20 protein-coding genes are annotated in these 22634 nt (G+C 68.0%); 14 read left to right on the top strand and 6 right to left on the bottom strand.

Features of this window, described 5'->3' with window-relative positions; all coding sequences use genetic code 11:
• Window positions 1-250: 250 nt before the first annotated feature.
• Window positions 251-586, top strand: coding sequence for a winged helix-turn-helix transcriptional regulator (locus tag MLJ35_RS07055; protein WP_243383731.1), 336 nt, complete (start codon window positions 251-253; stop codon window positions 584-586).
• Here the strand turns inward: MLJ35_RS07055 and MLJ35_RS07050 are convergent.
• On the bottom strand, window positions 574-1038 hold the full coding sequence (locus MLJ35_RS07050; protein ID WP_243383730.1) for an Lrp/AsnC family transcriptional regulator: 465 nt from the start codon (window positions 1036-1038) through the stop codon (window positions 574-576). The two genes, MLJ35_RS07055 and MLJ35_RS07050, sit on opposite strands and share 13 nt — an antisense overlap.
• A gap of 77 nt (window positions 1039-1115) precedes the next feature.
• On the opposite strand from MLJ35_RS07050, the gene MLJ35_RS07045 reads away from it, so the two are divergent.
• The 5 genes from MLJ35_RS07045 (at window position 1116) to MLJ35_RS07025 (ending at window position 9921) form a co-directional block, all read left to right on the top strand.
• On the top strand, window positions 1116-2330 hold the full coding sequence (locus tag MLJ35_RS07045) for a trans-sulfuration enzyme family protein (protein ID WP_243383729.1): 1215 nt from the start codon (window positions 1116-1118) through the stop codon (window positions 2328-2330).
• Between the two features lie 83 nt (window positions 2331-2413).
• Window positions 2414-3124 carry a hypothetical protein gene (locus MLJ35_RS07040; protein ID WP_243383728.1) on the top strand — a complete coding sequence of 237 codons (711 nt, stop codon included), beginning with the start codon at window positions 2414-2416 and terminating at the stop codon, window positions 3122-3124.
• A gap of 10 nt (window positions 3125-3134) precedes the next feature.
• Complete coding sequence (gene recG / locus MLJ35_RS07035) at window positions 3135-5219, top strand: ATP-dependent DNA helicase RecG (RefSeq protein WP_243383727.1); 2085 nt, start codon at window positions 3135-3137, stop codon at window positions 5217-5219.
• 180 nt (window positions 5220-5399) lie between these two features.
• Window positions 5400-6719, top strand: a complete 1320-nt coding sequence (locus MLJ35_RS07030; RefSeq protein ID WP_243383726.1) for a S8 family serine peptidase — start codon at window positions 5400-5402, stop codon at window positions 6717-6719.
• A 427-nt stretch (window positions 6720-7146) separates the two neighbouring features.
• A complete protein-coding gene (locus tag MLJ35_RS07025; RefSeq protein ID WP_243383725.1) occupies window positions 7147-9921 on the top strand; it encodes an OmcA/MtrC family decaheme c-type cytochrome in 2775 nt (924 codons plus the stop codon).
• A gap of 61 nt (window positions 9922-9982) precedes the next feature.
• On the opposite strand, the gene coaD is transcribed toward MLJ35_RS07025, so the two are convergent.
• The 3 genes from coaD to MLJ35_RS07010 form a co-directional block, all read right to left on the bottom strand.
• Entirely contained in the window at window positions 9983-10465 is a 483-nt protein-coding gene (gene coaD, locus MLJ35_RS07020; protein WP_243383724.1) for a pantetheine-phosphate adenylyltransferase, read from the bottom strand.
• A gap of 73 nt (window positions 10466-10538) precedes the next feature.
• Entirely contained in the window at window positions 10539-11048 is a 510-nt protein-coding gene (locus tag MLJ35_RS07015; protein WP_243383723.1) for a DUF1858 domain-containing protein, read from the bottom strand.
• A 279-nt stretch (window positions 11049-11327) separates the two neighbouring features.
• Window positions 11328-12566: a DUF438 domain-containing protein gene (locus MLJ35_RS07010; protein WP_243383722.1), complete on the bottom strand. Its 1239-nt coding sequence runs from the start codon at window positions 12564-12566 to the stop codon at window positions 11328-11330.
• Between the two features lie 143 nt (window positions 12567-12709).
• Here MLJ35_RS07010 and MLJ35_RS07005 point away from each other — a divergent pair, with 143 nt between their 5' ends.
• From MLJ35_RS07005 to MLJ35_RS06985, 5 genes are all read left to right on the top strand, one after another.
• Window positions 12710-13798, top strand: a complete 1089-nt coding sequence (locus MLJ35_RS07005) for a D-alanine--D-alanine ligase family protein (RefSeq protein WP_243383721.1) — start codon at window positions 12710-12712, stop codon at window positions 13796-13798.
• Window positions 13799-13900: 102 nt separating this feature from the next.
• On the top strand, window positions 13901-15064 hold the full coding sequence (locus MLJ35_RS07000; RefSeq protein WP_243383720.1) for a S41 family peptidase: 1164 nt from the start codon (window positions 13901-13903) through the stop codon (window positions 15062-15064).
• Between the two features lies 1 nt (window position 15065).
• A complete protein-coding gene (locus MLJ35_RS06995; RefSeq protein ID WP_243383719.1) occupies window positions 15066-15980 on the top strand; it encodes a divergent polysaccharide deacetylase family protein in 915 nt (304 codons plus the stop codon).
• Between the two features lie 11 nt (window positions 15981-15991).
• Window positions 15992-16378, top strand: coding sequence for a fluoride efflux transporter CrcB (gene crcB, locus MLJ35_RS06990; protein ID WP_243383718.1), 387 nt, complete (start codon window positions 15992-15994; stop codon window positions 16376-16378).
• Between the two features lie 9 nt (window positions 16379-16387).
• Window positions 16388-16717, top strand: a complete 330-nt coding sequence (locus MLJ35_RS06985) for a DUF190 domain-containing protein (RefSeq protein ID WP_243293325.1) — start codon at window positions 16388-16390, stop codon at window positions 16715-16717.
• A gap of 22 nt (window positions 16718-16739) precedes the next feature.
• Here MLJ35_RS06985 and MLJ35_RS06980 read toward each other — a convergent pair whose 3' ends face one another.
• Complete coding sequence (locus MLJ35_RS06980) at window positions 16740-17363, bottom strand: cation efflux transmembrane domain-containing protein (RefSeq protein ID WP_243383717.1); 624 nt, start codon at window positions 17361-17363, stop codon at window positions 16740-16742.
• Entirely contained in the window at window positions 17360-17800 is a 441-nt protein-coding gene (locus MLJ35_RS06975; RefSeq protein WP_243288121.1) for an ATP-binding protein, read from the bottom strand. Before MLJ35_RS06975 ends, MLJ35_RS06980 begins: the two co-directional genes overlap by 4 nt.
• Before the next feature lie 212 nt (window positions 17801-18012).
• Here MLJ35_RS06975 and MLJ35_RS06970 point away from each other — a divergent pair, with 212 nt between their 5' ends.
• From MLJ35_RS06970 to MLJ35_RS06960, 3 genes are all read left to right on the top strand, one after another.
• The gene (locus MLJ35_RS06970; protein WP_243383716.1) at window positions 18013-20244 is read left to right on the top strand and encodes a nitric-oxide reductase large subunit; all 2232 of its coding nucleotides are present in this window, start codon (window positions 18013-18015) and stop codon (window positions 20242-20244) included.
• Window positions 20245-20346: 102 nt separating this feature from the next.
• Entirely contained in the window at window positions 20347-21258 is a 912-nt protein-coding gene (locus MLJ35_RS06965; RefSeq protein ID WP_243383715.1) for a prohibitin family protein, read from the top strand.
• Between the two features lie 162 nt (window positions 21259-21420).
• A complete protein-coding gene (locus MLJ35_RS06960; protein ID WP_243383714.1) occupies window positions 21421-22614 on the top strand; it encodes a S53 family peptidase in 1194 nt (397 codons plus the stop codon).
• Window positions 22615-22634: the final 20 nt, after the last annotated feature.

Raw genomic sequence — 22634 nt, 5'->3', positions numbered from 1 at the left:
CGGAGGATCCAGACTTTAATGGGGATCAAAGTCTAAGAAACCGGCATGGTCCCAAGAAGCAGAGAGGAAAATGACGATCCCGATATTCGACTGGGCAGCTAGGTCGGAGTGGCGGTCATGCGGAGCTCCACGCTTTTTGACGGAAAGGGACTTTCTGTTCGATAGCAATATTCGATTGTCTGCTTCCCCTTGTCAAGGAACTTTCTTTGAGATAGTTTTGGGGGGACCCATTCCGGGTCCCGGACCTTCCATGGACATGCCCGAACCCTCCAGTTGCCGATACTTCCGCCTGGCCATCGACCTGCTGGGCAAGCCCTGGACGGGGCAGATCCTGTGGGTCCTCCAGGAAGGGCCACTCCGGTTCAACGAGCTGGCCGCCCGGGTTCCCGGCATCGGGGAGAAGGTGCTTTCCGCCCGGCTGAAGGAATTGGAGTGCCAGGGCCTGCTGGTGCGCCGTGTCCTGCCCACCACGCCCGTGCGGGTGGAGTACGAGCTCACCTGCAAGGGGCAGGGCTTCCGCCAGGTGGTGGAGGCGGTCACCCAATGGGGAACCCAGATCGTGGACGCTGAGGATCAGGCCCGGTAGTTCGGCATCGCGGCGCCCTTGGCCCACTCGAAGATGAGGCTGGTCTGGATGTGGGCCACTTCAGGGCGGGTGGTGAAGGCGTCCAGGGCCAGGTCGCGCAGGTGGTGGGCGTCTCTCACGGCCACGTGCACCTGGAAGTCGTGGGTGCCGGCCACGTGGAAGACAGCCAGGACCTCGGGCAGGCCCATGGCGTGCTTCCAGAAGGCCTTCACCTGGGCCCGGCTGTGCTGGCGCAGCTGCACGGCGATGAGGGCCTGGAGGCCCACACCCAGGGCTCCCGGGTCCACGTCCGCATGGGCGCCCTTCAGCACGCCCTCGGAACGCAGGCGCTGCACGCGAGCCAGGCAGGAGGACGGCGCCAGACCCACCGCGGCGGCCAATTCCTTATTGGATAGCCGAGCATCCTTCTGTAAAAGGCTCAATATGTTGCAGTCGATTCGGTCAAGTTCCATGAATGACATCATTCCACGAAAAAGATTCGGGGGATTGCCGAATTCATGAATCCTACATTGGGGACAGGAGTGTCCCCATGTCCAAGCCCAACACCGCCCTGTCCATCGAGACCCAGGCCGTCCACGCCGGCCGCGAGGTGCTCCACGAACAAGGCGTCCACGCCCTGCCCATCGACCTCAGCAGCACCTACCCCCTGCATGACCTGGATGAGGGCGGCCGCAGCCTGGAGGCCATGGCCATGGGCGGGCTGCCCATCGGGAGCCCCGTCTATTCCCGCCTCTACAACCCGACCACCGCCCGCTACGAGCAGGCCCTGGCCCAGCTGGAGGGCGCCGAGGAGGCCGTGGCGTTTGGCTCGGGCATGGCGGCGGTGACCGCCTGCCTCATGGCGGCCAAGCAGCGCGGCGGCCATGTCGTGGCCGTGCGTCCCCTTTACGGCGGCACGGACCACCTCCTGGCCTCCGGCATGCTGGGCCTCGAAGTGACCTGGGCCGAGGCCGATGGCATCGCCGCCGCGATCCGCCCCGACACCGCCATGGTCATCGTGGAAACGCCCGCCAATCCCACCCTCGCGATGGTGGATCTCGACGATGTGGTGCGGCAGGCGGGCAAGGTCCCCGTGCTGGTGGACAACACCTTCGCCACGCCCATCCTGCAGAACCCCATCCAGCAGGGCGTGACCCTGGTCCTCCACAGCGCCACCAAGTTCCTGGGCGGGCACGGCGACGTGCTGGCGGGCATCGTGGCCACCAACAACGACTGGGCCACGGAGCTGCGCAAAGTCCGCGTCATCACCGGCAACGTGCTGCATCCCCTGGCGGCCTACCTGCTGCACCGTGGCCTGCCCACGCTGCCCCTGCGCGTGCGCGCCCAGCAGGCGGGCGCCCAGGTGATCGCCGAGCGCCTGGCGAAGCATTCCGCCGTCTCCGCCGTCCACTTCCCGGGCCTGCCAGGCCAGGATCCCAAGGGCCTTCTGGGCCGCCAGATGAAGGGCCCTGGCTCCCTCATGGCCTTCGAACTGAAGGGGGGCTTCGAGGCCGCCGCCGTGGTGATGGCCGAAGTGAAGCTCATGACGCCGGCGGTGTCCCTGGGCAGCGTGGACACGCTCATCCAGCACCCGGCCGCCCTCACGCACCGCGTGGTGGACTCGGAGGCCCGCGAGCACAGCGGCATCTCCCAGTCCCTCATGCGCCTCTCCGTGGGCCTGGAGAGCCCCGAGGATCTGTGGGCGGACCTGGAGCAGGCCCTGGCCAAGGCCATGGCGCGCCAGGCCGTCGGCGCCGCCCGCTGAAGGCGGCGATTCGTCCGAGATAGGGCCGGCAGATCGATTGACCCGGGTCGTATGCTTTGGGTGTCTCCATTCCGGGGAGGCCCATGGCTTCGCACGACAGCCTGATCCACCTCCACTGTGGCGATGCCGCAGCCGCGGTGCATCGGCGGTCCGGTCTGCCCGGCGCCGTGCGTATCTGCCGGGATTCTCCGGCGGTGGGACCCTGGACCTCCGATGGCTCCCGACTACCTGGATTGAGGGCCGCCTGGTGGGATCTGCCCGAGGGCGAGGACCCGCCAAGGCTCGTCCTGGCCGATCTGGGCGGCACCGCTGAGCCCGTTCTCTGGTTCGGCCCGGATCCCTGGGAGCAGGCCTGCCTGCTATGGGTGCTCGCCGAGCTTCCCGAGGGCACCCTCGCCGATCTGGTCCCCCTGGAGCGGGGCGTGTCGCAGACCGCCCCGGCCGCTCTGCCGGGTCTGTTCGCCGGACGGGTCCTGCTCGAGGAGGAGACGCTGGCCCAGGCCCGGGGCCTCTGGTGCGCCTTCCTGGAGGGGGGCTGGCGGGCGCTGGCCGGCTGCGGCATCCCGGCCCTTCCCTGGATGGCCCGGGCCCTGGCGCGGCTCGCGGAGGATCATCCCGTCGCCGGCCCCGGCCGGACCCGGACCCAGATCCGGGGCCTGGTGGACCGCGGAGTCCTGGATCTTCCGGCCCTGATGACAGGCCTCCGGAAGCTGGAGGATCCCCGCCACGGTGCCTGGTACGGAGATCGTTACGTCGCCAAGATGGTGGAGTCCATAGAGGCGCGGCTAGGCTGAAACAGCCGCCATGACGCTCGCGCCCCTGCCCCTATCCACCAAGGTCACGGTCCTCCGGGGCCTGGGCCCGGCGCGCGCGGCGGCGCTGCAGGAGGCAGGCATCGACACCCTGCGGGACCTGCTGTGGAGCCTGCCCTACCGCTACGTGGACCGGGGCAGCTTGCGGACCCTGGGCAGCCTGGATCTGCGGGGATTCGAGCCGGCGGATTCGGGCATCGTGACCGTCCTTGGCACCCTGCGGGATCTGCGCCAGAGCACCACGCGCGTGCAGCGCATGGCCCTCACCGAGGCCCTGCTGGAGGATGCCACCGGCACCCTGCGGCTCATCTGGTTCAATCAGCCCTACTTGGGCCGGTCGCTGAAGGTGGGCGACCGCCTGCTGGCCTTCGGTCCGCTCTCCGTGGGCCGCCATGGTCTGGAGATGCGCGCCCCCCAGTTCGAGGTGATGGGCCGGGGCGAGGATCTCGCGTGGGTCCGACGCTTCCTGCCCCTCTACCGCAAGCTGGGACCCATGCCGGGGCGGGCGCGGCAGAGGCTGGTGCAGGAGGCCCTGGGCCGGGTCCACGCGGCGGAGGAGTGGCTGCCCTTGGAGCTGGCGAAGGACCTGCCGGATGCCATGACGGCGTTCCGGCTGCTGCACGATCCGCCGGACGGCAGCGATCCGGTCCTGCTGGAGAAGGGCCAGTCGCCCGCCCACGAGCGGCTGGCGGCGGAGGAGCTGTTCGCCTTCTCCCTGGGCGTGGCCCTGCGCCGCGCCGGGCGACTGAAGCGCCGCGGCCTGGTGGTGCCCACCTCGCCGGAACTCCGCGAGCGGCTGAAATCCTTCCTGCCCTTCCACCTCACGGGGGCCCAGCGGCGGGCCTTCAAGGACATCGTGGACGACCTCACCTCGGGCCGTGTCATGAACCGCCTGCTCCAGGGCGATGTGGGCAGCGGCAAGACATTGGTGGCGCTGCTCTCCATGGCCATGGTCGCCGAGACCGGCGGACAGGGCGCCCTGCTGGTGCCCACGGAGGTGCTCGCCCGCCAGCATGCCGCCAGCTTCCGGCGCTACCTGGGCGACCGCGCCGACAGCCTCCAGCTCCTGCTTGGCGGCATGAAGGCGGCGGAGAAGCGGGCGGCATTGGCCCGCATCGCCAGCGGCGAGGCCCGCTACATCGTGGGCACTCACGCCCTCTTCCAGGAGGCGGTGACCTTCCACAAGCTGCAGCTGGTGGTGGTGGACGAGCAGCACCGGTTCGGAGTGAAGCAGCGCGAAGCGTTGAAGGAGAAGGGTGGCGACCCGCACTGGCTGGTCATGAGTGCCACGCCCATCCCCCGCTCCCTGGCCCTGGCGATCTTCGGCGACCTGGACCAGAGCGTGCTGGACGAGCTTCCCCCGGGCCGCCAACCCATCACCACCAAGCTGCACAAGCCCGAGTTCGCGGAGCGTGCCTGGGAGCAGGTGCGGCGCGAGCTGGCCGAGGGCCGCCAGGCCTTTGTGGTGAGCCCGAGCATCGACCCCTCGGACGAAGGCAAGGTCCAGCTGCGCGACATCCAGGCCATGGAGGCCCTGCTGCGGGGCATCTTCCCGGACGTGGCGATCGAGGTGGTCCACGGCCGAGTGAGGGCCGACGAGATGGCCGCCCGCATGGCGAGGTTCGCCTCCGGCGAGGCGAAGATCCTGCTGGCCACGACGGTCATCGAGGTGGGCGTGGATGTGCCCAACGCGACGGTGATGGTGGTGGACCACGCCGAGCGCTTCGGCCTGAGCCAGCTCCACCAGCTGCGGGGCCGGGTGGGGCGCGGCGCGCATCGCAGCCACTTCCTCATGATCAGCGGCTCGGAGACGGAGCGGCTTCAGACCCTGGTGGAGACTCAGGATGGCTTCCGCATCGCCCAGCGGGACCTGGAGCTGCGCGGGCCCGGGGAATTCTTCGGCGTGAGGCAGGCGGGGATGCCCCAGTTCCAGGTGGCGGACCTGGTGCGCGACCGCCGGCTCCTGGCCCGCTGCCGCGAGGCCGCCGACCGGGCGCTGGCGCACGGCCTCAGCGAGGCCCAAGCTGCTTGGCTTCATCGCGAGCAGGTGCGGCTGAGGCTGGCCGAGGTGAGCTGACCGCCGACAGGGGTGCGACGACCTGTGGGCAGGTACGCCTTCAGCGGATCCATGGGTTTGTTGACATGGTTTTTGTAAATGATCATGTTGTCGAAATATCATCATTGTTTTTTTCTTGGTGAGGGCATCTCGACACAACCCTGCTGCCGGCATACCGGCAGCCTTAAAAGGAGATGGACCATGAAGTCTCTTCCCGCCGGCATCTTCCTGGCCCTCGTCCTGGCCGGGGGCGCCGCCCTGGCAGCGGACGCCCCGCGTGCCTACCTGATCCTGGCCCGGACGCAGGGCCGGGGCAGCACCAATCTGGACGACCTGGTGAGCGCCGCCGGTGGCGCCATCACGGGTCGCCTTCCCGACATCGGCGTGGTGCTGGCGACATCCGCCAACCCAGGTTTCCTGGCGCAGGTGTCCTCCGATGCCAGGGTGCAGCAGGCCGCCGAGGACGTCGAGGTGCCGTGGCTTCCCGATGTGCACGCCACGGCGGCGCAGGAATCCGGCCTCCAGGCCAATGGGCTCAACAGTGAGCCCTTCTGGGGCTACCAGTGGAACATCCGCCAGATCCAGGCCGACCGGGCGGCGCTCAACGGCGATCAGGGCTGGGGTGTGACACGCGCGCGCGTGGCGGTCCTGGATTCGGGCATCTGGAGCGGGCATCCCGACATCGGCCCCAACGTCAACCTCGCGCTGAGCCGGTCCTTCGTCCCCACCGAGGCGAACATCGATCCGATCGTCTACGGCTTCAACCACGGCACCCATGTCGCCGGGATCATCGCGGCGCCGATCAACGACCGCGGCATCCAGGGCGTGGCCCCCAAGGCCGAGATCGTCGCCGTCAAGGTGCTGCGAAGCGACACGGGCAACGGGTCCTTCTCGTGGATCATCTCCGGCATCCTCTACGCCGCCGGACCCGAGGTCCGGGCCGATGTGATCAACATGAGCCTGGGGGCCACCTTCGACCGCATCAATGCCGGCGGCGGCGGGTCCGGCCCCCTGATCGCCGCGCTCAACCGGGCCATCACCTACGCGACGGCGGCCGGCTCCCTGTGCGTGGCTGCGGCGGGCAACGAGGGGGTGAACCTGGACAGCCGGCTCTGGTCGATCCCGGCCCAGTCGGGCAACGGCATGGCCGTGTCCGCCACCGGGCCGTACGGGTTGGCGGATTTCGATCGGGCCGCCTCGTATACCAACTACGGGGTCTCCGTCGTGAACGTGGCGGCCCCCGGTGGCGACTTCGCCTCTGAAGCGGGGTATCCCTACGACATGGTGATCAGCCCCGGAGGGCGCTCCGCCACTGCGTGGAGCTACTACTTCGCGGCCGGGACCTCCATGGCGGCGCCTCATGTCTCCGGCGTGGCGGCCCTGATCGTGGGCAAGTACGGCAAGATGCCGCCCGCCGAACTGAAGCGGAGGATCGAGCAGCACGCCGACGACATCCTCAAGCCCGGTGTCGACCCCTATTCGGGCCGGGGTCGCGTGAACGCCCTGGAAGCCCTGCGCTGAGACCTGAAGGTGGCAGGATCCCCTCCCGGCCTCGGTCCCGCACGGGCCCTGCGGCGGGAGGGGAGGGCGAGCCTGCTTGAAGTGATGGGTCTGGGCGCGCTCACAGCAGGAGGTTCCCTCCGAAACCGGATGAAGGCGAAGCGCCCTTCGTGCAGGGTCGTGCAGCGACGTGGATGACCCGAGCCAGGCGGATTCTCGGATGTCGGGAATTGCATTCTCCGGAATGATCGTTGGAGGGACTTCCGCAGGTTGGCCCTCGGCCTACATTGGGGCTCTCTACCCCCGGATGTCTTGAAAGGCGCTGGGTTGGCTCAGGCCTGTCCCTGGCGGCTGTCGAATCAAGCATTGTAATCAATTGTTTTTAACACTCAAATCGTTTCGAAAGGCCGGATCCAGCCACCTAAAACAGGGCACAGGGGAGGTCGTCATGAAACCTGCCACCTTCAGGGGATTCTGTGCGGCGGCTGCCGCCATCGTCGCGATCCTGGCCTTAACGGACTGTCGAGGTTCATCGGGGCAGAATGGCCTCAACGGCCAGAACGGAACCAATGGCACGAATGGGACCAACGGCACGAACGGTGCACCCGGACCCGCGTACGCCATCGACGCCACCACCTACTCGGCCGATGAGTGGGGCGCGTTGACCCTCAAGGCCACCATCACCGGCGTCACCGTCAGCTCTCCGCCGGTGGTGTCCTTCAAGGTGACCGACGGCCACAACGTCCCGGTGAAGGGGCTCGGCTTCACCAGCCAGACCTCCAGCGCCGCCTACGCCAGCTACGCCAACATGGCCTTCGGCTTGGCGAAGCTGGTGCCCGGGAGCAACGGCAGCCCCAGCACGTGGGTCAATTACGTGGTCACGACCAACCCGTCGGCTTCAGCGCCCAACACCTGGGTTCCCTCCAGGCCCTCCACGGACAACATCGGGACCCTGGTGGACAACGGTGACGGCTCCTACGTCTACACCTTCCGCCGCGACATCACCCAGGCCCAGGCCCTGCTGGATGCCGCCACCTACTCCGGCAACAACCTCCGGGCGGACCTGGGGGATGTCAGCTACAACCCCGATCTGACCCACCGCCTGACCCTCTTCATCGGCGGAAACGCGCGGGGGACGGGAACCAACACAGCCAACGGCTCCGCCAGCGGCGTGGTTGCGGTGCCCATCCTGAACCCGGCCAACACGGCCTATGACTTCATCCCCGCCACGGGCGCCGAGGCCGGGTCCTCGAACGAGCAGCGGCTCATCGCGGATGTCTCTTCCTGCTTCAGCTGCCACGCCAAGTTCGAGTTCCACGGCTCGGGCCGGCAGGACACCCGGTACTGCGTGATCTGCCACAACGACCAGCGCAAGTATGGGCGCGCCGAGGCCACGATCACGGCCACCACGGTCTCCGGGGAGACGGGAAAGCTGGCCGGTCATGCCTCGGGGGACTTCCCCTCCTTCATCCATCGGATCCATCGGGGCGAAGAACTGGCGAGGACCGGCTATTCCTACGGTGGCATCGCGTTCAATGAGGTCACCTATCCCCAGGATCACCGCAACTGCGTGAAGTGCCACACCGCCAGCGCCGCGACGCCCCAGGGCGACAACTGGTTCAATGTGCCCAACCGCTTCGCCTGCGGCGGCTGCCATGACGACATCGACTGGGCCACCGGCGCCAACCATCCGGGCGGCGCCGCGCTCGCGGACAACAACTGCTCCAGCTGCCATGGCCCGGCGGGCATCAAGCTCGTGCATCTTCCCGTGGTTCCGCCCGACCCCGCGAACATCTGGAATACCGGGGGGACAAACAACAACACCAATGCTTCCTCCGTAGCCGCCTTCGTGGGCAACCTGCCGGCGGGCGCCAGCCGGGTCACATGGGACCTCAAGAGCGTGACCCTCAACGCCAGTGCCAAGCCCGTCTTCACCTTCCGGTTCCTGAAGGATGGCGCCCCCGTGGTGTTCAACACCTATGCGGCGGGAACCGTCACCGAGCTGATGGACAACTTCGTGGGCAGCCCCAGCTTCTACATCGCCTTCTCCGTGCCCCAGGACGGCATCGCCAACCCGGCGGACTGGAACGCCACCGCCAGCACCTACCTGAAGAACATCTGGCGGGGCGACGGCCTCGACATGGCCGGAGCACCCCTGGCGGCTTCGGCCCAGGGCACCCTCAGCGCCACGCCCGACGCCAACGGCTACTACACGCTCACCATGACCGGGGTGGTCATTCCCGCCACGGCCGGGATGGTCACCGGCGGCATCGGCTATACCTACGGGCTGACCCTCACCCAGCCCTTGACCCAGACCAACGTGCCGAACTATCCCTACATTCCCAGGGTCGCGGGTACCCCCGGAACGGGGCAGGGGGGCCTGAGCGTGCCCGCCCCCAATGTCTCGAAGCTCATCAGCGGCCCGCTGCCGGCCGGCTTCCCCCTCAATGCCGGGAGCACCACCACGGGGCCCGCGAACACGCCGCGCCGCACCATCGTGGCCAATGCGAAGTGCCTGGATTGCCACGGGGCCATGGGCGTCTTCACCACAAAGGCCTTCCACGCGGGTCAGCGCAATGATCCCCAGACCTGCGAGTTCTGCCACAACGGCCAGCGCGTGAACAGCGGCTGGGGCGTGAACATGAAGGACTTCGTCCATGCCATCCACGGGGCCGACAAGCGGGTGAACAAGTTCTCCTGGGAAGCCTCGGGAGGGGCCACCTACTGGAAGACCACCTACCCGGGCGTACTGAACAACTGCGAGGCTTGCCACCTGCCGGGCACCTACGACTTTGGGCTCTCCTTCAACGCAGGTGAGCTGCCGGACCTGCTCTGGACCACGGTCGCCACAGGCACCGTGCCCACGCCAGTGAACGTCATTCTCACTGGTACCGAGCCCATCCCGGGCGTCTACTGGTCGCCCTTCGCCGCGGCTTACGGCTCCGGCTACGTCTTCGGGAGCGGCTTCAGCTACAACGCCAGCACGGGGGCCACCACGGCCGCCGCCGGCACCACCCTGGTGAACTCGCCCTACGTGGCCGCCTGCTCCAACTGCCACGACACCCCCCTCGCCATCTCACACATGCAGACCAACGGCGGGACCTTCTACGGCAGCCGCGCCAGCGTCACCGTAGGCGGCCAGTTCGTGCGGCAGGAGCAGTGCTTCCTCTGCCACTCCGCAGGCAAGATCGCCGACGTGAGGGTCGTGCACGCCTTCAGATAGGGGCCTGGACAGGGCCCGGGCGCCGCCCCCCAGGGGCGGTGGTCGGCGCCCGCCAGCAAGTCTAATCGGCCTTCAGCCGCGTGGCGATGCGCTCCCGGAGCGGCTCCGGCACCAGGTCCGCCAGGTTGCCGCCCATGCTTCCGATCTCGCGGACGAAGCGGCTGCTCACGGCGCTGTACTTCTCCTTGGGCATGAGGAAGACCGTCTCCAGCTCCGGGGCCAGCTTGCGGTTCATGAGGGCCATCTGGAACTCGTACTCGAAGTCGCTGAAGGCGCGCACGCCCCGGATGATGAACTGGGCGTTCTGGGCCTTGGCGAAGTCCACCAGCAGCCCGTCGAAGGTGGTCACTTCCACCTGGGGAAGGGCGGCGGTCAGCTCCTTCAGCATGGCCACCCGCTCGTCCACGCTGAAGGCCGGGGACTTCGCCGGGTTGTGGAGGACGGCCACCACGAGACGGTCCACAAGCTTTGCCGCCCGCTGGATGAGGTCCCAGTGACCCAGGGTCACGGGATCGAAGGAGCCTGGATAGATGGCCGACCGCACGGGCGCTCCGAAGGAAGGGTGAATCAGCCTAGCGCAACCGGGTCACATCCCGGGTCAAAGGTGCTTCCGAGGCTCATGGTTTGAGGATCCAGGTCCGGAAGCGGCCTGTCCCCTCGGCCTCGCACCAGCAGGGGGTGCCCTCCTGGCGGAACTGGTCCAGCAGGGGCTCGGGGCGGAAGGGGCTCAGGAGGTGCATGGCCTCGCCGGAGGCCAGGGTCAGCAGGGCCCGGCGGACGCGGGCCTGGGGGTGCTCGCCAGCTGCCATGAGGGCCTCCGCGTCCAGGGTGGAGCGCACGGCGCTGGCGCGCGCCCAGTCGGGGCGGGGATCTTCCACGGGGGCCGCCCCCTCCGTCACGGGGCCACTGGATTCCCCGGTCAGCTCCCGGAGGAAGCGCACCAGCTCCGCCGTGGGGAGGCCCGCCATGCGGGCCGCGTGCTCCACGGTGGCCAGCTTCGCCACCGTGCGGCGGAGGACGGGATTGCGGAGCCTGGCGAAATCGGGGACCCGGGCGATGAGGGCCTCCTGCTGGTCCGGGTGGGCCGCCAGGAAGTCGCCGATCTTGGTTTCGGGGGTGATGGCCATGGGATGCCTAAGAGGGTGTCTGCAAATTCGCACGGGCCGCGCTGGGAGCGTCGTGCAAGCATGGCGAGGAGGAGGCCCGCAGGCATGGTGGTTCCATGTCGAGGGCCGAGGACGACGCCAGGCGCAGCCCGCCGCCCCAGCCCGGAGGGACGGTGGCCAGCCGTGCGCCCGGCGGCGTCACCGCGCTTGAACGATGTCCCGCATCGCCCATCGCGCGCTTCCTTGCCGGATCACGCGGCTGGCCACCGTCGCGTCTCGCGGGAATTTGCAGACACCCTCTCATGCTTCGTCGTACTGGAGCAGGCGGCGGTCGCCTTCAAGGGCACGCAGCCGCGTGAGGTCCTGGGTGACCTCCAGGGTGCCCAGGTAGGCCCCCGCCTCGTCGCGCACGGCGAAGTAGCGGATGTGGACGAACTTCCCGTGCATCTGGATCCAGAACTCCGCCACGGTCTGGCGGCCGGTCTTGAAGTCGTTGAGGATGCGCTCCACCACGTCCACGCTCTTGGGCGGGTGGCAGTGCTTCACCTCGCGGCCCAGGATGGTGCGGCTGCGGGCGAAGACCCGGTCCGGCCCTTCGCTGAAGAAGGCCACGCGGTCGTCGGCGTCCACGAAGGTGATGTCCACGGGCAGGCTGGAGAAGATGCCGATGAGCTGCTGGACACTGAGGGCGCCGCTGGGGAAGGCCACGGCCGATGCGTCGGGCAGGCGGATGGGATCCTCCGGCAGGCTGGCCACCGGCGGCTTGTAGCCCACGGCAGGCTCCACCAGGCACCAGCCGTAGCGCGGGCTGTCCCGCCAGACCTCGCCCCACTCCTCTTCGGTGAACAGGCCCAGGCACATGGGCAGGAGGATGGTCTCCTCCTTGTAGATCATGGATTCCAGCGCCGCCAGGGCAGGGCGCAGCACCGTGGGCACCAGGATCTTCAGCTCGGCGCCGCTGAGGCTCTGTTCGCGCAGCACCTCGATGGCCCCCTTGAGCAGGTCGCGCACCTCGTCGTCCTTGGCCCACATGACCTTGGAGGGGCCGGTGTTGCCGTGGCGCTCCAGGATGGAGAAGACCAGGTGCTCTTTGCGCTGGTAGTGCTTGTCCACGTCCACCAGGGCGTTGAAGGCCGAAAGCACCGCCAGGCGCTCGTCGGCGGGATAGGCCTGGTCCGGCACAGGTTCCAGGGCGCCCACCCGCTCCCGGGCCGTGGCCACGGCCGCTTCCAGGGCGCGGTTCTCGCGCCGGAAGGTGTCCACGGGATGGCCCGCTGGCAGCTCCCGGGCCTTGGCTGGGGTCACCGTGTCCTGGAGCACCTCCGCATGGAGGTCGCACATGGACTTCACCTCCTCGGGGCTCATGCCATCAGCCATGAGGGACTGCTCCATGGCCGCGATCTCGCTGGCGTCCACCTCGCCCACCAGCTGGGCAAGGCGGCCCTTCACCTGCTCGGGGGCCTCGCCCCGGTGAAGGTGAAGGATCACTTCCTTGAGGGTGGCGATCCGGTGTTCCCGGTTGTTGAGGAGTTCGCTCATGGTGGCTTTCCCTGGGGGGCCGTCCCCGGGGATCACGAATATCAAATAAAAATGATCAAGAATTCTTAAATGTGATTTTCGTCGCACCGGACCTGGGTTCCATCACCGGAGAGCCCGCCTGGGGCGAGTGCTAGAGTAGGGGCATGAGCGAGAAACTGAGCGTCGGCCTTCTTTTCGGCGGGGAGTCCCCCGAGCACGAAGTCTCCATCGTCACGGCCCGGGCCATCGCGGAGCACCTGGACCCGCAGCGGTTCGAGGTTCGACCCATGGGCATCGCCCGGAACGGCGTGTGGGTGGTGGCCGGCGATCCCTTCGCGCGGCTGGCATCGGGCGAGTTGCCGGAGCGCAGCAGCCATCCCTTCCTGCCCCTGGAGAAGGGCGCCGAGGCCACGCCCCTGCCGGACCTCTTCTTCAATGCCCTGCACGGCGCTGGCGGCGAGGATGGCCAGATCCAAGGCTACCTGGAGCTGCTGCACCGCCCCTACACGGGCGCGGGCCTGCTGGCCATGGCGGCGGGCATGGACAAGTGGATCACCAAGCGCCTCTGGGAGTCCGAAGGTCTTCCCGTGGTGCCCTACGTGGGCCTGATCGAGGAGCGCTGGGCACGGGAGCGCGCGACCTGCCTGGCGGACTGCGCCAAGCTGGGGCTGCCCCTCTTCGTGAAGCCCGCGAACCTGGGCAGCAGCATCGGCGTGGAGAAGGTGAAGCGCGCCGAGGACCTGCCCGCAGCCCTGGACCGGGCCTTCACCTTCGACCGGCGGGTGCTGGTGGAGCAGGGCCTGGATGTCCGCGAGATCGAGGTGGCCGTGCTCGGCGGCGACGAGCCCCTGGTGTCCCAGCCCGGCGAAGTGATCGTGGCCGACGAGTTCTACACCTTCGAGGACAAGTACCTCCACGGCAAGAGCCGCACGGAGATTCCCGCGAACATCCCCGAGGAGCTGGCCGACCTGGTGCGGAAGCTGGCCGCCAAGGCCTTCGCGGCCTCCGACGGCTACGGCATGGCCCGGGTGGACTTCTTCCTGGAGCGGCTCACAGGCCGGGTGTTCCTCAACGAGCTGAACTTCATCCCCGGCTTCACCAGCATCTCCATGTATCCCAAGATGATGGCCGCCAGCGGCGTGCCCTACCCCGAGCTGCTCACGCGCCTCATCAACCTGGCCCTGGCCCGCCACGCCCAGACCGCCACCAAGCAGAAGGGCTTCCGGTCCGGCAGCGACTGGTTCAGGGGCTGAGCCCTTTCCTCCAGGCACCCCTTTTTGTACTGACCGCTGAAAGCTGATGGCGGACAGCTGATACCTGACAGCTGCGCGCCCATTTCCACGTAGACTGTCCCCATGCACGCCCGTACCTGGCTCTCGGTGTTCTCCTTCCCCCTCGTGGCCGTCTTCACCCTGCCGGTGATCCAGCGGGGCGAGCAGCCAGCCCGGCAGCCCAAGCCGGGGGTCAAGGCCCCACCCCAGGACCCCCTGGCGGGCCTGTCCGACATTCAGGATGTCCTGTCCCTGGTGCAGCAGAACTATGTCGATCCGCCGGACATGGAGAAGGTCGTCTCCGGCGGGATCCAGGCCGTGCTCGAACGCTCACATCCCATGAATGCCTACCTGTCCGCCGATGACCTGCGGTTGCCGGATCCCGGCCCGGCGGAGGCGGGCCTGGTGGTCGTGAAGCGGGGCATCTACGCCACCGTTCTGGCGGTGACGCCCGGCGGCCCGGCCGCCAAGGCCGGCATCCAGCCCGGCGATGTGATCCGCAAGGTGGATGGCGACTCGGTGGGCCGCCTCAGCGCCTGGACCTTGGAGCGCCGCCTTCGGGGCGCCGAAGGCACGGTGGTGGACCTCTACCGCTACAACGCCACCGGTGATCTGACCAAGACCACCCTGCGGATGCAGCGGCTGGCCAAGGCGCCGGTGACCCTCAAGCAGGGGACCGGTGCCCTGATGGTGTCCCTGCCGGACCTGAACCCCGGTCGGGCCGAGGAACTCAAGAAGCTGCTGGGTCCGGTGGACCGGAAGCAGACCCTGGTGCTGGACCTGCGGCAGTGCGTGAAGGGCACGCCCGGCGAGGCCGCCGCCGTGGCCGGCCTCCTGGGCGCCAAGGGCCCCCTCGGCACCGTCCAGGAAGCCGGCAAACCCGACCAGGAGGTGCCGCTGGCCGGAACGGGCGTTCCCTTCGCCCGCCTGTCGCTGCTGGTGGGGCGCTCCACCCTGGGCCTCCCGGAAGTGCTGGCCTCCTGCCTGAAGAAAGGTGGCGCGCGCACCTTCGGAGAGAAGACTCCGGGCCTGGGCGTGGAACGCAGTCGCTTCCTCCTGAAGCAGGGCGGGGCGGTGGAGCTGGTGTCCCGCCGTTGGGTGGGCCTGGGCGGCGAGAAGCTCGACCGCCAGGGCGTGGCCCCGGATCAGGTGCTGAAGCTCACGGATTCCGATGACGCCCTGGCCAAGGTGATGGCTGCCCTCGAAACCCCGACGCCCGCCGCCCCCACGTCGGCGAAGGCCGCCTAGCTTGGCCCGAGGCAAGGGGAAGCGCACATCCACCCTGGCCCTGCTGGGCTGGGCCACCTTCACCCTGCTCCTGGGGCTGGGCGCGGGCGTGATGCTTGGCCAGCAGGGCTGCGGCCGACGCCAGGCGCCCGGGAAGCGGGAGGCCCCGAGCCCCGAGCCCCGAAAATCCGATAAGAAGCCCGCTGAGCCGAAGGCGAAGCCGCCCTCTGAGGCGGCCAGGCCTCAGAGCCCCGAGCCGGAACGTCCGCTCCCCCGCCTCGCCCTGGTGATCGACGACCTGGGCTACATGCAGCCGGAGCTGGTGACGCGCCTCTGCAGCCTCCCCGTGCCCTTCAGCGTGGCGGTGCTGCCCTACCAGGAGTTCACGCGGGACAGCGCGGACATCGCCCACCGCCTGGGCAAGGAGGTCATGCTCCACCTGCCCATGGAACCCATCGGCTACCCGGGCCCGGGTCGCGATCCGGGGCCCAACGCCATCCTCTTCAACCTTCCGGAGACGGAGGTCCGCCGCCGCGTCCGCATGGCGCTGGAGGGCATTCCCCACCGCGCGGGCGTGAACAACCACATGGGCAGCCGCATCACGCCGGACCGCACCCGCATGACCTGGGTGCTCCAGGAGCTCAAGGCGCGGAAGCTCTTCTTCGTCGACAGCCGCACGGAGAAGGACAGCGTAGCCTATGACGTCGCCGAGGAGCTTGGCATCCCGGCGGTCCAGCGCAAGGTGTTCCTGGACGACGACAAGGCCTTCCCCGAAATGGAGAAGCAGTGGGACCGGGCCGTCAAGCTCGCGGAGAAGGATGGCTCCGTGCTCATCATCGGGCACATCTATCCCGAGACTGTGGAGGCCCTGGAGAAGCTGGTGCCCCGCTCCAAGGGGCAGGTGCGCTTCGTGAAGGCCGGCGACCTCGCCAAGTGAGAGGATAGACCATGGCTTTCTATTCGTTTCTGGCGGTGGGCGTCGGCGCGGCGCTGGGCGCGTGGCTGCGATGGGGCCTGGGCGCGCTCCTGAATCCGTTCGTGCCTTCGCTGCCCCTCGGAACGCTGGCGGCCAACCTGCTGGGGGGCTACCTTGTGGGCGTGGCCGTCGCCGTGTTCACCCAGCATCCGGGCCTGGCTCCCGAGGCGAGGCTCCTCGTCATCACGGGCTTCCTGGGGGGGCTCACCACCTTCTCGACGTTCTCGGCCGAGGCGGTGCATCTCCTGACGCGCGGTGAATACGGATGGGCGGCCGGCCACATGGCCGTCCACCTGGCAGGATCCCTTTCCATGACCCTGCTGGGCCTGCTGACGGTGAAGGCGTTCGTGAAAGCCTGAGGAGGCGTCATGAAGGGCACCTACCTGACCTTCTTCGTGCAGGAGGACCGGACCCACCACGGAATCCTGGTCTATGAGTGGCTGCTGAAGGAGGCGCGACGGCTGGGCCTCAAGGGCGGGACGGCCTTCAAGGCCATCGCCGGCTTCGGCCGCCACGGGCTCATCCATGCGGACCACTTCATCGAGCTGGCGGGCGATCTGCCTGTGGAAGTGACCTTCATGGCCACCGAGGAGGAGGCGAACCGCCTCATCGCCTTCATCCAGGCGGAAGGCCAGTCCATGTTCTACATCTCCGTGCCGGCCGAGTGCGGCTTCATCAACGAGCAGGTGCGTTCCTAGAGACGGGTCCTGTCAGGCGCGCTCAGTGCCCGCAGCCGCATCCGCCTGTGAAGCAGGCGCTCTTCGCCGCGCGGGTCATGCCGAGGCCCTCTTTCCCGATGAGGAACGCCAGTCCCAGGGCCGCGGCGGCGTCCACCCACCAGAGGGCGGGGGCCAGCAGGAAGAGCAGGCTGCCCGCGAAGAGCACCACGGAAAGCTGGATGCAGGCCCGGCTGCAGGCCGCGTCCGCCGCCACCGTGGCGCTGTCCAGGGCCTGGGCCGCCCGGAGCTTGGCGCGCCAGAGGAACACCATGAAGGCGAGCGAGAGCGCTGAGATCACGAGCCCGGGCACCGTGGTGGGCGGATGGGCGCGGGCCGTGAGCTGGAGGACGGCGCCCCCTGCGATGCCCGCGGCGAGGAAAAGGAACAGCCGGCCGATGCCGAGCGTGGCCTTGCGCTCGCGCTCGAGGTTGCCGTGGTCCAGGAGCTTCCACAGCACCAGCAGGGCCGAGGCCACCTCGATGAAGCTGTCGGCGCCGAAGCCGAAGAGGGCGACCGAGTCGTCCGCCCAGCCGAAGGCCATGGAGACCAGGCCTTCCAGCAGGTTGTAGGCGATCGTGAAGCCCGCCAGCCAGAGCGCCCGCCGGCGCCAGTCCGGGCCGCTCATGCGTGGGCTTCCCGCACCTTCCGCGCCTTCACGAGCACCAGTGTGGAGCCCTGGGGGTGGCATTCCATGTGGACCTCGTCCATGACCTGGCGCATGAAATACACGCCCCGGCCGCCCGGCTTCAGGAGGTTCTCGGGCAGGTTCGGATCGGGCAGGGCTTCCAGGTCCACGCCAGGCCCCCGGTCCTCGATGCGGATCTCGAAGCGGTCAGTCTTGGGCGTGAAGGTCACCTTCACGGGTTTGTCCCGGTCCAGCTTGTTGCCGTGGCGCATGGCGTTTGCGATGCCTTCCTGGATCGCCAGCCACAGGCGCTCACCATCCTCCTGGGTGAAGCTCAGGTGCTTCAGGAACTCCGCGCCCACCACCTGGATGAGGTCGATGAAGCGCAGGTCCGTGTTGCAGGTGAGGACGACGGGCAGAAGGGCGGGATGGGCCATGGGAGGGGAATTCCCTTTCAGAGATCAGGCATGCCAAGGTCAAGGTACTTGGAATCCGCCCCCCGAAGCCAGAGGTTTTGCCATGCCCCGACAGGCATCCGGGGAGGGTGGGGAGCGTGTCGGAGATCACAATTAAGAATTAATGGTCCTAAATATGGAGAATTGTGGAACACTGCTGTCCGGCGCCCAGAGCGGGCAAGACGGAGGTTCCCATGAAGGCAAGGTGGTGGCTGGTGTTGCTGGTGCTCCTGGCGGGCTTCGGCGTGCTGGGGTTGGGGGGGAAGCAGATCGCCCAGAACGCCCCGCCCATTCCGCAGCATGTGGTGGCCGAGGACGGCACGGAGCTGGTGGGCCCCGGCCAGATCCTGGAAGGCCAGGTGAGCTACCTGGGCCACGGCGGGCAGCACATCGGTTCCATCTGGGGCCACGGGGCTTACCTGGCGCCGGACTGGACGGCCAAGGCGCTGCACCAGTGGGCGGCCCACACCCTGGACGGCGTGAAGGCCCGGGGGGCATCTCTCGCGGATGCGAAGGCCACTACGATGTCCATATTTCAGAGCAATCGGTATGAAAATTCCACGGGAACCCTGACGTTGAATGCCGCCCAGGCCGCGGCCTACCTGAAGACTCGGGAGGAGCTGGCCAAGGTCGCCGTGGAAGGCGACAAGGGCGCGGCCATCCCTGCCCGCTGGATCCCTACGATGCAGGAAGGTGAGCGCGTGGCCGACTTCTGGCTGTGGACGGCCTGGACTGCGGCGGCCCGCCGTCCCGGCGCGGACCACAGCTACACCCAGAACTGGCCCCAGGAGCCCCTGGTGGGCAACACCATCACGCCCATCAGCCACCTCTGGAGCATCCTGTCGATCATTCTCCTGATCCTGGGTGTGGGCCTCATGGTCTGGCACCATGCCAGCCAGCCCGCCGAGGAGTTCCCGGACCCCAAGCCCATCCCGCCCGCCCCGGCGACTCCCAGCCAGCGCTGGTCCGCCATCTACTTCGGCGTGGCCATGGCCTTGTTCCTGGTCCAGATCGGCATGGGCGTCCTGACGGCCCATGACGCGGTGGAAGGCAACGGCCTCTACGGCTTGGACCTCTCGCGCATCCTGCCCTACGCCGCGTCCCGCACCTGGCACCTGCAGCTGGCCGTCTTCTGGATCGCCACCTGCTGGCTGGCCACGGGTCTCTACCTCGGCCCCAAGCTCAGCGCCAAGGAGCCCAAGGGCCAGTGGTTGGGCGTGGCCGGTCTGCTGGCCGCGCTTGTCGTGGTGGTGGTCGGCGCCCTCACCGGCGCCCACCAGGCCATCGTGGGCAAGCTCTCCGGCTCCTTCATGCTGGGCCACCAGGGCTATGAATACGTGGAGCTGGGCCGCCTCTGGCAGATCCTCCTCACCCTGGGCATGGTCATCTGGCTGGTGTTGGTGCTGCGCTCGCTGATCCCCGCCCTGAAGGGCGAGAGGGGCCGGCTGGGCCTGCTCAAGCTCTTTGTGCTGTCCGCCATCGCGATCCCGCTCTTCTACTCCGCGGGCTTCATGTACACCCGCGAGACCCACATCGCCCTGGCCGAGTACTGGCGCTGGTGGGTGGTCCACCTCTGGGTGGAGGGCTTCTTCGAAGTGTTCGCCACCGTGGCCATCGCGCTCCTGTCCACCCGCATGGGCCTGCTGCGCGAGGGAACCGCCCTCCGCGCCGTGAGCCTCTCCATGGGCCTCTTCCTGGGCAGCGGCGTCATCGGCACCTTCCACCACCTCTACTACACCGGCTCTCCGGCCTCCATCTCGGCCCTGGGCTCCGTCTTCAGTGCCCTGGAGATCGTGCCCCTCACCATCGTGGGCTTCGAGATCGCCATGAGCCTCAAGGCCGGCCGCGCCCTCGGCAGCGGCTACGAGTGGCCGTTCAAGTACTTCGCGGCGGTCTGCTTCTGGAACCTGCTGGGCGCCGGCGTCTTCGGCATGCTCATCAACCCGCCCTCCGTGCTCTACTTCGGCCAGGGTCTCAACACCACGCCCATCCACAGCCACGCCGCGCTCTTCGGGGTCTACGGCTTCCTGGCGATCTCCCTCATGCTCTTCGCCCTGCGCGGCATGACGCCGGACAAGGCCTGGGACGAGAAGTGGCTGAAGTGGGGCTTCTGGGGCCTGAACCTGGGTTTGGTCCTGATGCTGGCGATGTCGCTGGTCCCCAGCGGCCTCTACCAGATCACCCAGAGCCTGAACCAGGGCACCTGGTACGCCCGCAGCGCCGAGGTGGTGCAGAGCCCGCTCATGCGCGCCTTCACCTGGCTGCGCATGCCCGGCGACACCCTCTTCGGCCTGGGCGCCCTGGCGGTGATCATCTTCACCTTCAAGGCCGTCATCGGCGCCTGGAACTGGCGGACTGCCGAAGAGACCAAGCCCGCCCGTGAGGAGGTGGATGGCGCCCCCGCCTTCGCCCTGAACGAGGACTGAGGTCACTGGGACGCCAGGGCCCCCGTCGCGAGACGGGGGCCCTGGCCTGTCCAGGCGGGCGCAAGACGGCCTGTTAACCTGACCCGCCCCTGGAGGTGTTCTGTGGTTCTTTTCGCCCTGCTGTTGTTCGTGGTCGGTGCCCTGGCTTGGCGATGGAAGACCAAGGTGGGTTATCCCCTGTCGGCCCGGCTGGCCATCCTGCAGTGGGTGGGCCTGGGGTTGGGCGTGATCGTGTTCCTGGCCTCCATGGCCGTGGTGGTGCCCCCGGGCCAGGCCGGTGTGCAGGTGCTGTTCGGCAAGGTGAGCGCGGAGCCGCTGCCCTCGGGCCTGCACTTCATCAACCCTTTCGCCCAGGTGGTGGAGATGGAGGTCCGTACCCGGAACTACACCATGTCGACCGTGGGTGACGAGGGTCAGAAGCGGGGGGATGATTCCATCTCGGTCATCAGCAGCGATGGCCTCACCGTGAAGCTGGACGCGACCATCTTCTATTCGCTTCAGCAGGCCCGCCTGCCGGAGATCTACCGCACCATCGGCCCGGACGTGGAGGAGCGCATCGTCCGCAGCGAGATCCGCGCCAGTCTGCGGGATGCCGCCGCCGCCCTCTCTGCGACCGAGCTCTACACGTCCAAGCGGCAGGCCTTCGTGGACCAGGTGTCGAAGACGCTCAAGGCGGCCTTCGAGGCCCGCGGCATCACCCTGGAGCAGATGCTGCTCCGCAACGTCATCCTGCCCGACCAGATCACCAAGGCCATCAACGACAAGATCAGCGCGGACCAAGATGCCCAGAAAATGGCCTTCGTGCTCCAGAAGGAGAAGCAGGAGGCCGAGCGCAAGCGCATCGAGGCCGAAGGCCAAGCCAAGGCGCAGCAGATCGTGAGCCAGAGCCTGACGCCCCAGATCATCGAGTACCAGCGCATCCAGGCCCTGCGGGACATCGGCGCCAAGGGCAACCTGATCATTACGCCCATGGGCGGCGCCACTCCCATGATTCAGGTGCCGACCCGGAGATAGATCTGGATCGGGCGCTGATCGTCCATCCCATCACGATGCCTTGACGCCCAAAGTTGGCGAATGTAGATTTCCGTGCCGTTTCAAAATAATGAGACACGGTATCAATAACCATTCGGTCCTGAATCGCGTCCGGATGCCCCGGACGGCATCATGGAGGGCGGCATGAGGTGGACGAAAGCACGTTCGGCGATCCTCGGATTCGGGCTGTGTCTGGCCAGCCTCGCCGGGCAGGAGGCTCCCCCAGTCATCCACGGGGACATCCTGATTCCCGATACCAGCCTCGAGGCCCGGGGGGATATCGGCCTCAGGTCTCACACGAACCACCTGGTGCTGCTCCGTCCTGCCGGAGGGTTGGGCCCTGGGGGCGGCATGTCCCCGACGCAGCTCCGCGACTTCTACAGCCTTCCCGCCACCGGGGGCCACGATGTCATCGCCATCATCGACGCCTACCACTACCCCACGGCCCTGAGCGACTTCAACACCTTCTCCGCCCAGTTCGGCCTGCCCCAGGAGGCCTCCACCGACCCCACCGCCTCCACCAACACCGTCTTCCAGGTCGTCTACCAGGGAGGCAAGAAGCCCCGGACCAACTCTGGTTGGGCCCTGGAGGCCGCCCTCGACATCGAGTGGGCCCACGCCCTGGCTCCCAGCGCGAAGATCATCCTCGTGGAGGCCCAGTCCAACAGCAACGCGAATCTCTACGCGGCGGTGGATCTGGCCGTGTCCCTCGCTGGGGTGAAGCAGGTGTCCATGAGCTGGGGCGGCAGTGAATCCTCGGGGGAGACTGCCAACGACACGCATTTCAATGTGAACGGGCCCGTGTTCTTCGCCGCCAGCGGGGACACGGGCGGCAAGACCATCTACCCCTCCACCTCGCCGTACGTCGTCGCCGTGGGTGGGACCAGCGTGGCCACGGATGCCAACGGCGCCTTCACAGGCGAGACGGGCTGGAGTTCCGGAGGCGGGGGCAACAGCCCCTATGAAGCCAAGCCCAGCTGGCAGACGGCGGTGGCTATGACGGGCTCCGGCCGCGGCGTGCCGGATATCTCATCCGATGGGGACCCGAACACGGGCGTCGCGGTGTACGACACGACGTCCTACCACGGACGGTCCGGTTGGTGGGTGGTGGGGGGCACCAGCGTCTCCTCGCCCTGCATGGCCGGCATGGTGAACCTGGGCGGCGGAGCCTTCACGAACACCACCCAGCTGCTTACGGCGATCTACTCCAACTACCTCAACCCGCCGGCCACGCCAGCCTTCCGGGACATCACCTCCGGAAACAACGGCTTCCCGTGCCTGGTGGGGTGGGATTACGTCACGGGCGTGGGCTCGCCCCAGGGGACCGGAGGGTTCTGATCCCCGCGCGAAACTGGGTG

The organism is Geothrix alkalitolerans (assembly GCF_022808885.1).
Taxonomy (GTDB): domain Bacteria; phylum Acidobacteriota; class Holophagae; order Holophagales; family Holophagaceae; genus Geothrix; species Geothrix alkalitolerans.
This window is presented reverse-complemented; position numbering and strand designations above follow the sequence as displayed.

What these genes read in the sequence shown, in the direction of transcription:
- MLJ35_RS07055 (WP_243383731.1), top strand. Translation starts at nt 251, where the DNA reads ATGGACATGCCCGAACCCTCCAGTTGCCGATACTTCCGCCTGGCCATC.
- MLJ35_RS07050 (WP_243383730.1), bottom strand. Translation starts at nt 1,038, where the DNA reads ATGGAACTTGACCGAATCGACTGCAACATATTGAGCCTTTTACAGAAG.
- MLJ35_RS07045 (WP_243383729.1), top strand. Translation starts at nt 1,116, where the DNA reads ATGTCCAAGCCCAACACCGCCCTGTCCATCGAGACCCAGGCCGTCCAC.
- MLJ35_RS07040 (WP_243383728.1), top strand. Translation starts at nt 2,414, where the DNA reads ATGGCTTCGCACGACAGCCTGATCCACCTCCACTGTGGCGATGCCGCA.
- recG (WP_243383727.1), top strand. Translation starts at nt 3,135, where the DNA reads ATGACGCTCGCGCCCCTGCCCCTATCCACCAAGGTCACGGTCCTCCGG.
- MLJ35_RS07030 (WP_243383726.1), top strand. Translation starts at nt 5,400, where the DNA reads ATGAAGTCTCTTCCCGCCGGCATCTTCCTGGCCCTCGTCCTGGCCGGG.
- MLJ35_RS07025 (WP_243383725.1), top strand. Translation starts at nt 7,147, where the DNA reads ATGAAACCTGCCACCTTCAGGGGATTCTGTGCGGCGGCTGCCGCCATC.
- MLJ35_RS07015 (WP_243383723.1), bottom strand. Translation starts at nt 11,048, where the DNA reads ATGGCCATCACCCCCGAAACCAAGATCGGCGACTTCCTGGCGGCCCAC.
- MLJ35_RS07010 (WP_243383722.1), bottom strand. Translation starts at nt 12,566, where the DNA reads ATGAGCGAACTCCTCAACAACCGGGAACACCGGATCGCCACCCTCAAG.
- MLJ35_RS07005 (WP_243383721.1), top strand. Translation starts at nt 12,710, where the DNA reads ATGAGCGAGAAACTGAGCGTCGGCCTTCTTTTCGGCGGGGAGTCCCCC.
- MLJ35_RS07000 (WP_243383720.1), top strand. Translation starts at nt 13,901, where the DNA reads ATGCACGCCCGTACCTGGCTCTCGGTGTTCTCCTTCCCCCTCGTGGCC.
- crcB (WP_243383718.1), top strand. Translation starts at nt 15,992, where the DNA reads ATGGCTTTCTATTCGTTTCTGGCGGTGGGCGTCGGCGCGGCGCTGGGC.
- MLJ35_RS06985 (WP_243293325.1), top strand. Translation starts at nt 16,388, where the DNA reads ATGAAGGGCACCTACCTGACCTTCTTCGTGCAGGAGGACCGGACCCAC.
- MLJ35_RS06980 (WP_243383717.1), bottom strand. Translation starts at nt 17,363, where the DNA reads ATGAGCGGCCCGGACTGGCGCCGGCGGGCGCTCTGGCTGGCGGGCTTC.
- MLJ35_RS06975 (WP_243288121.1), bottom strand. Translation starts at nt 17,800, where the DNA reads ATGGCCCATCCCGCCCTTCTGCCCGTCGTCCTCACCTGCAACACGGAC.
- MLJ35_RS06970 (WP_243383716.1), top strand. Translation starts at nt 18,013, where the DNA reads ATGAAGGCAAGGTGGTGGCTGGTGTTGCTGGTGCTCCTGGCGGGCTTC.
- MLJ35_RS06960 (WP_243383714.1), top strand. Translation starts at nt 21,421, where the DNA reads ATGAGGTGGACGAAAGCACGTTCGGCGATCCTCGGATTCGGGCTGTGT.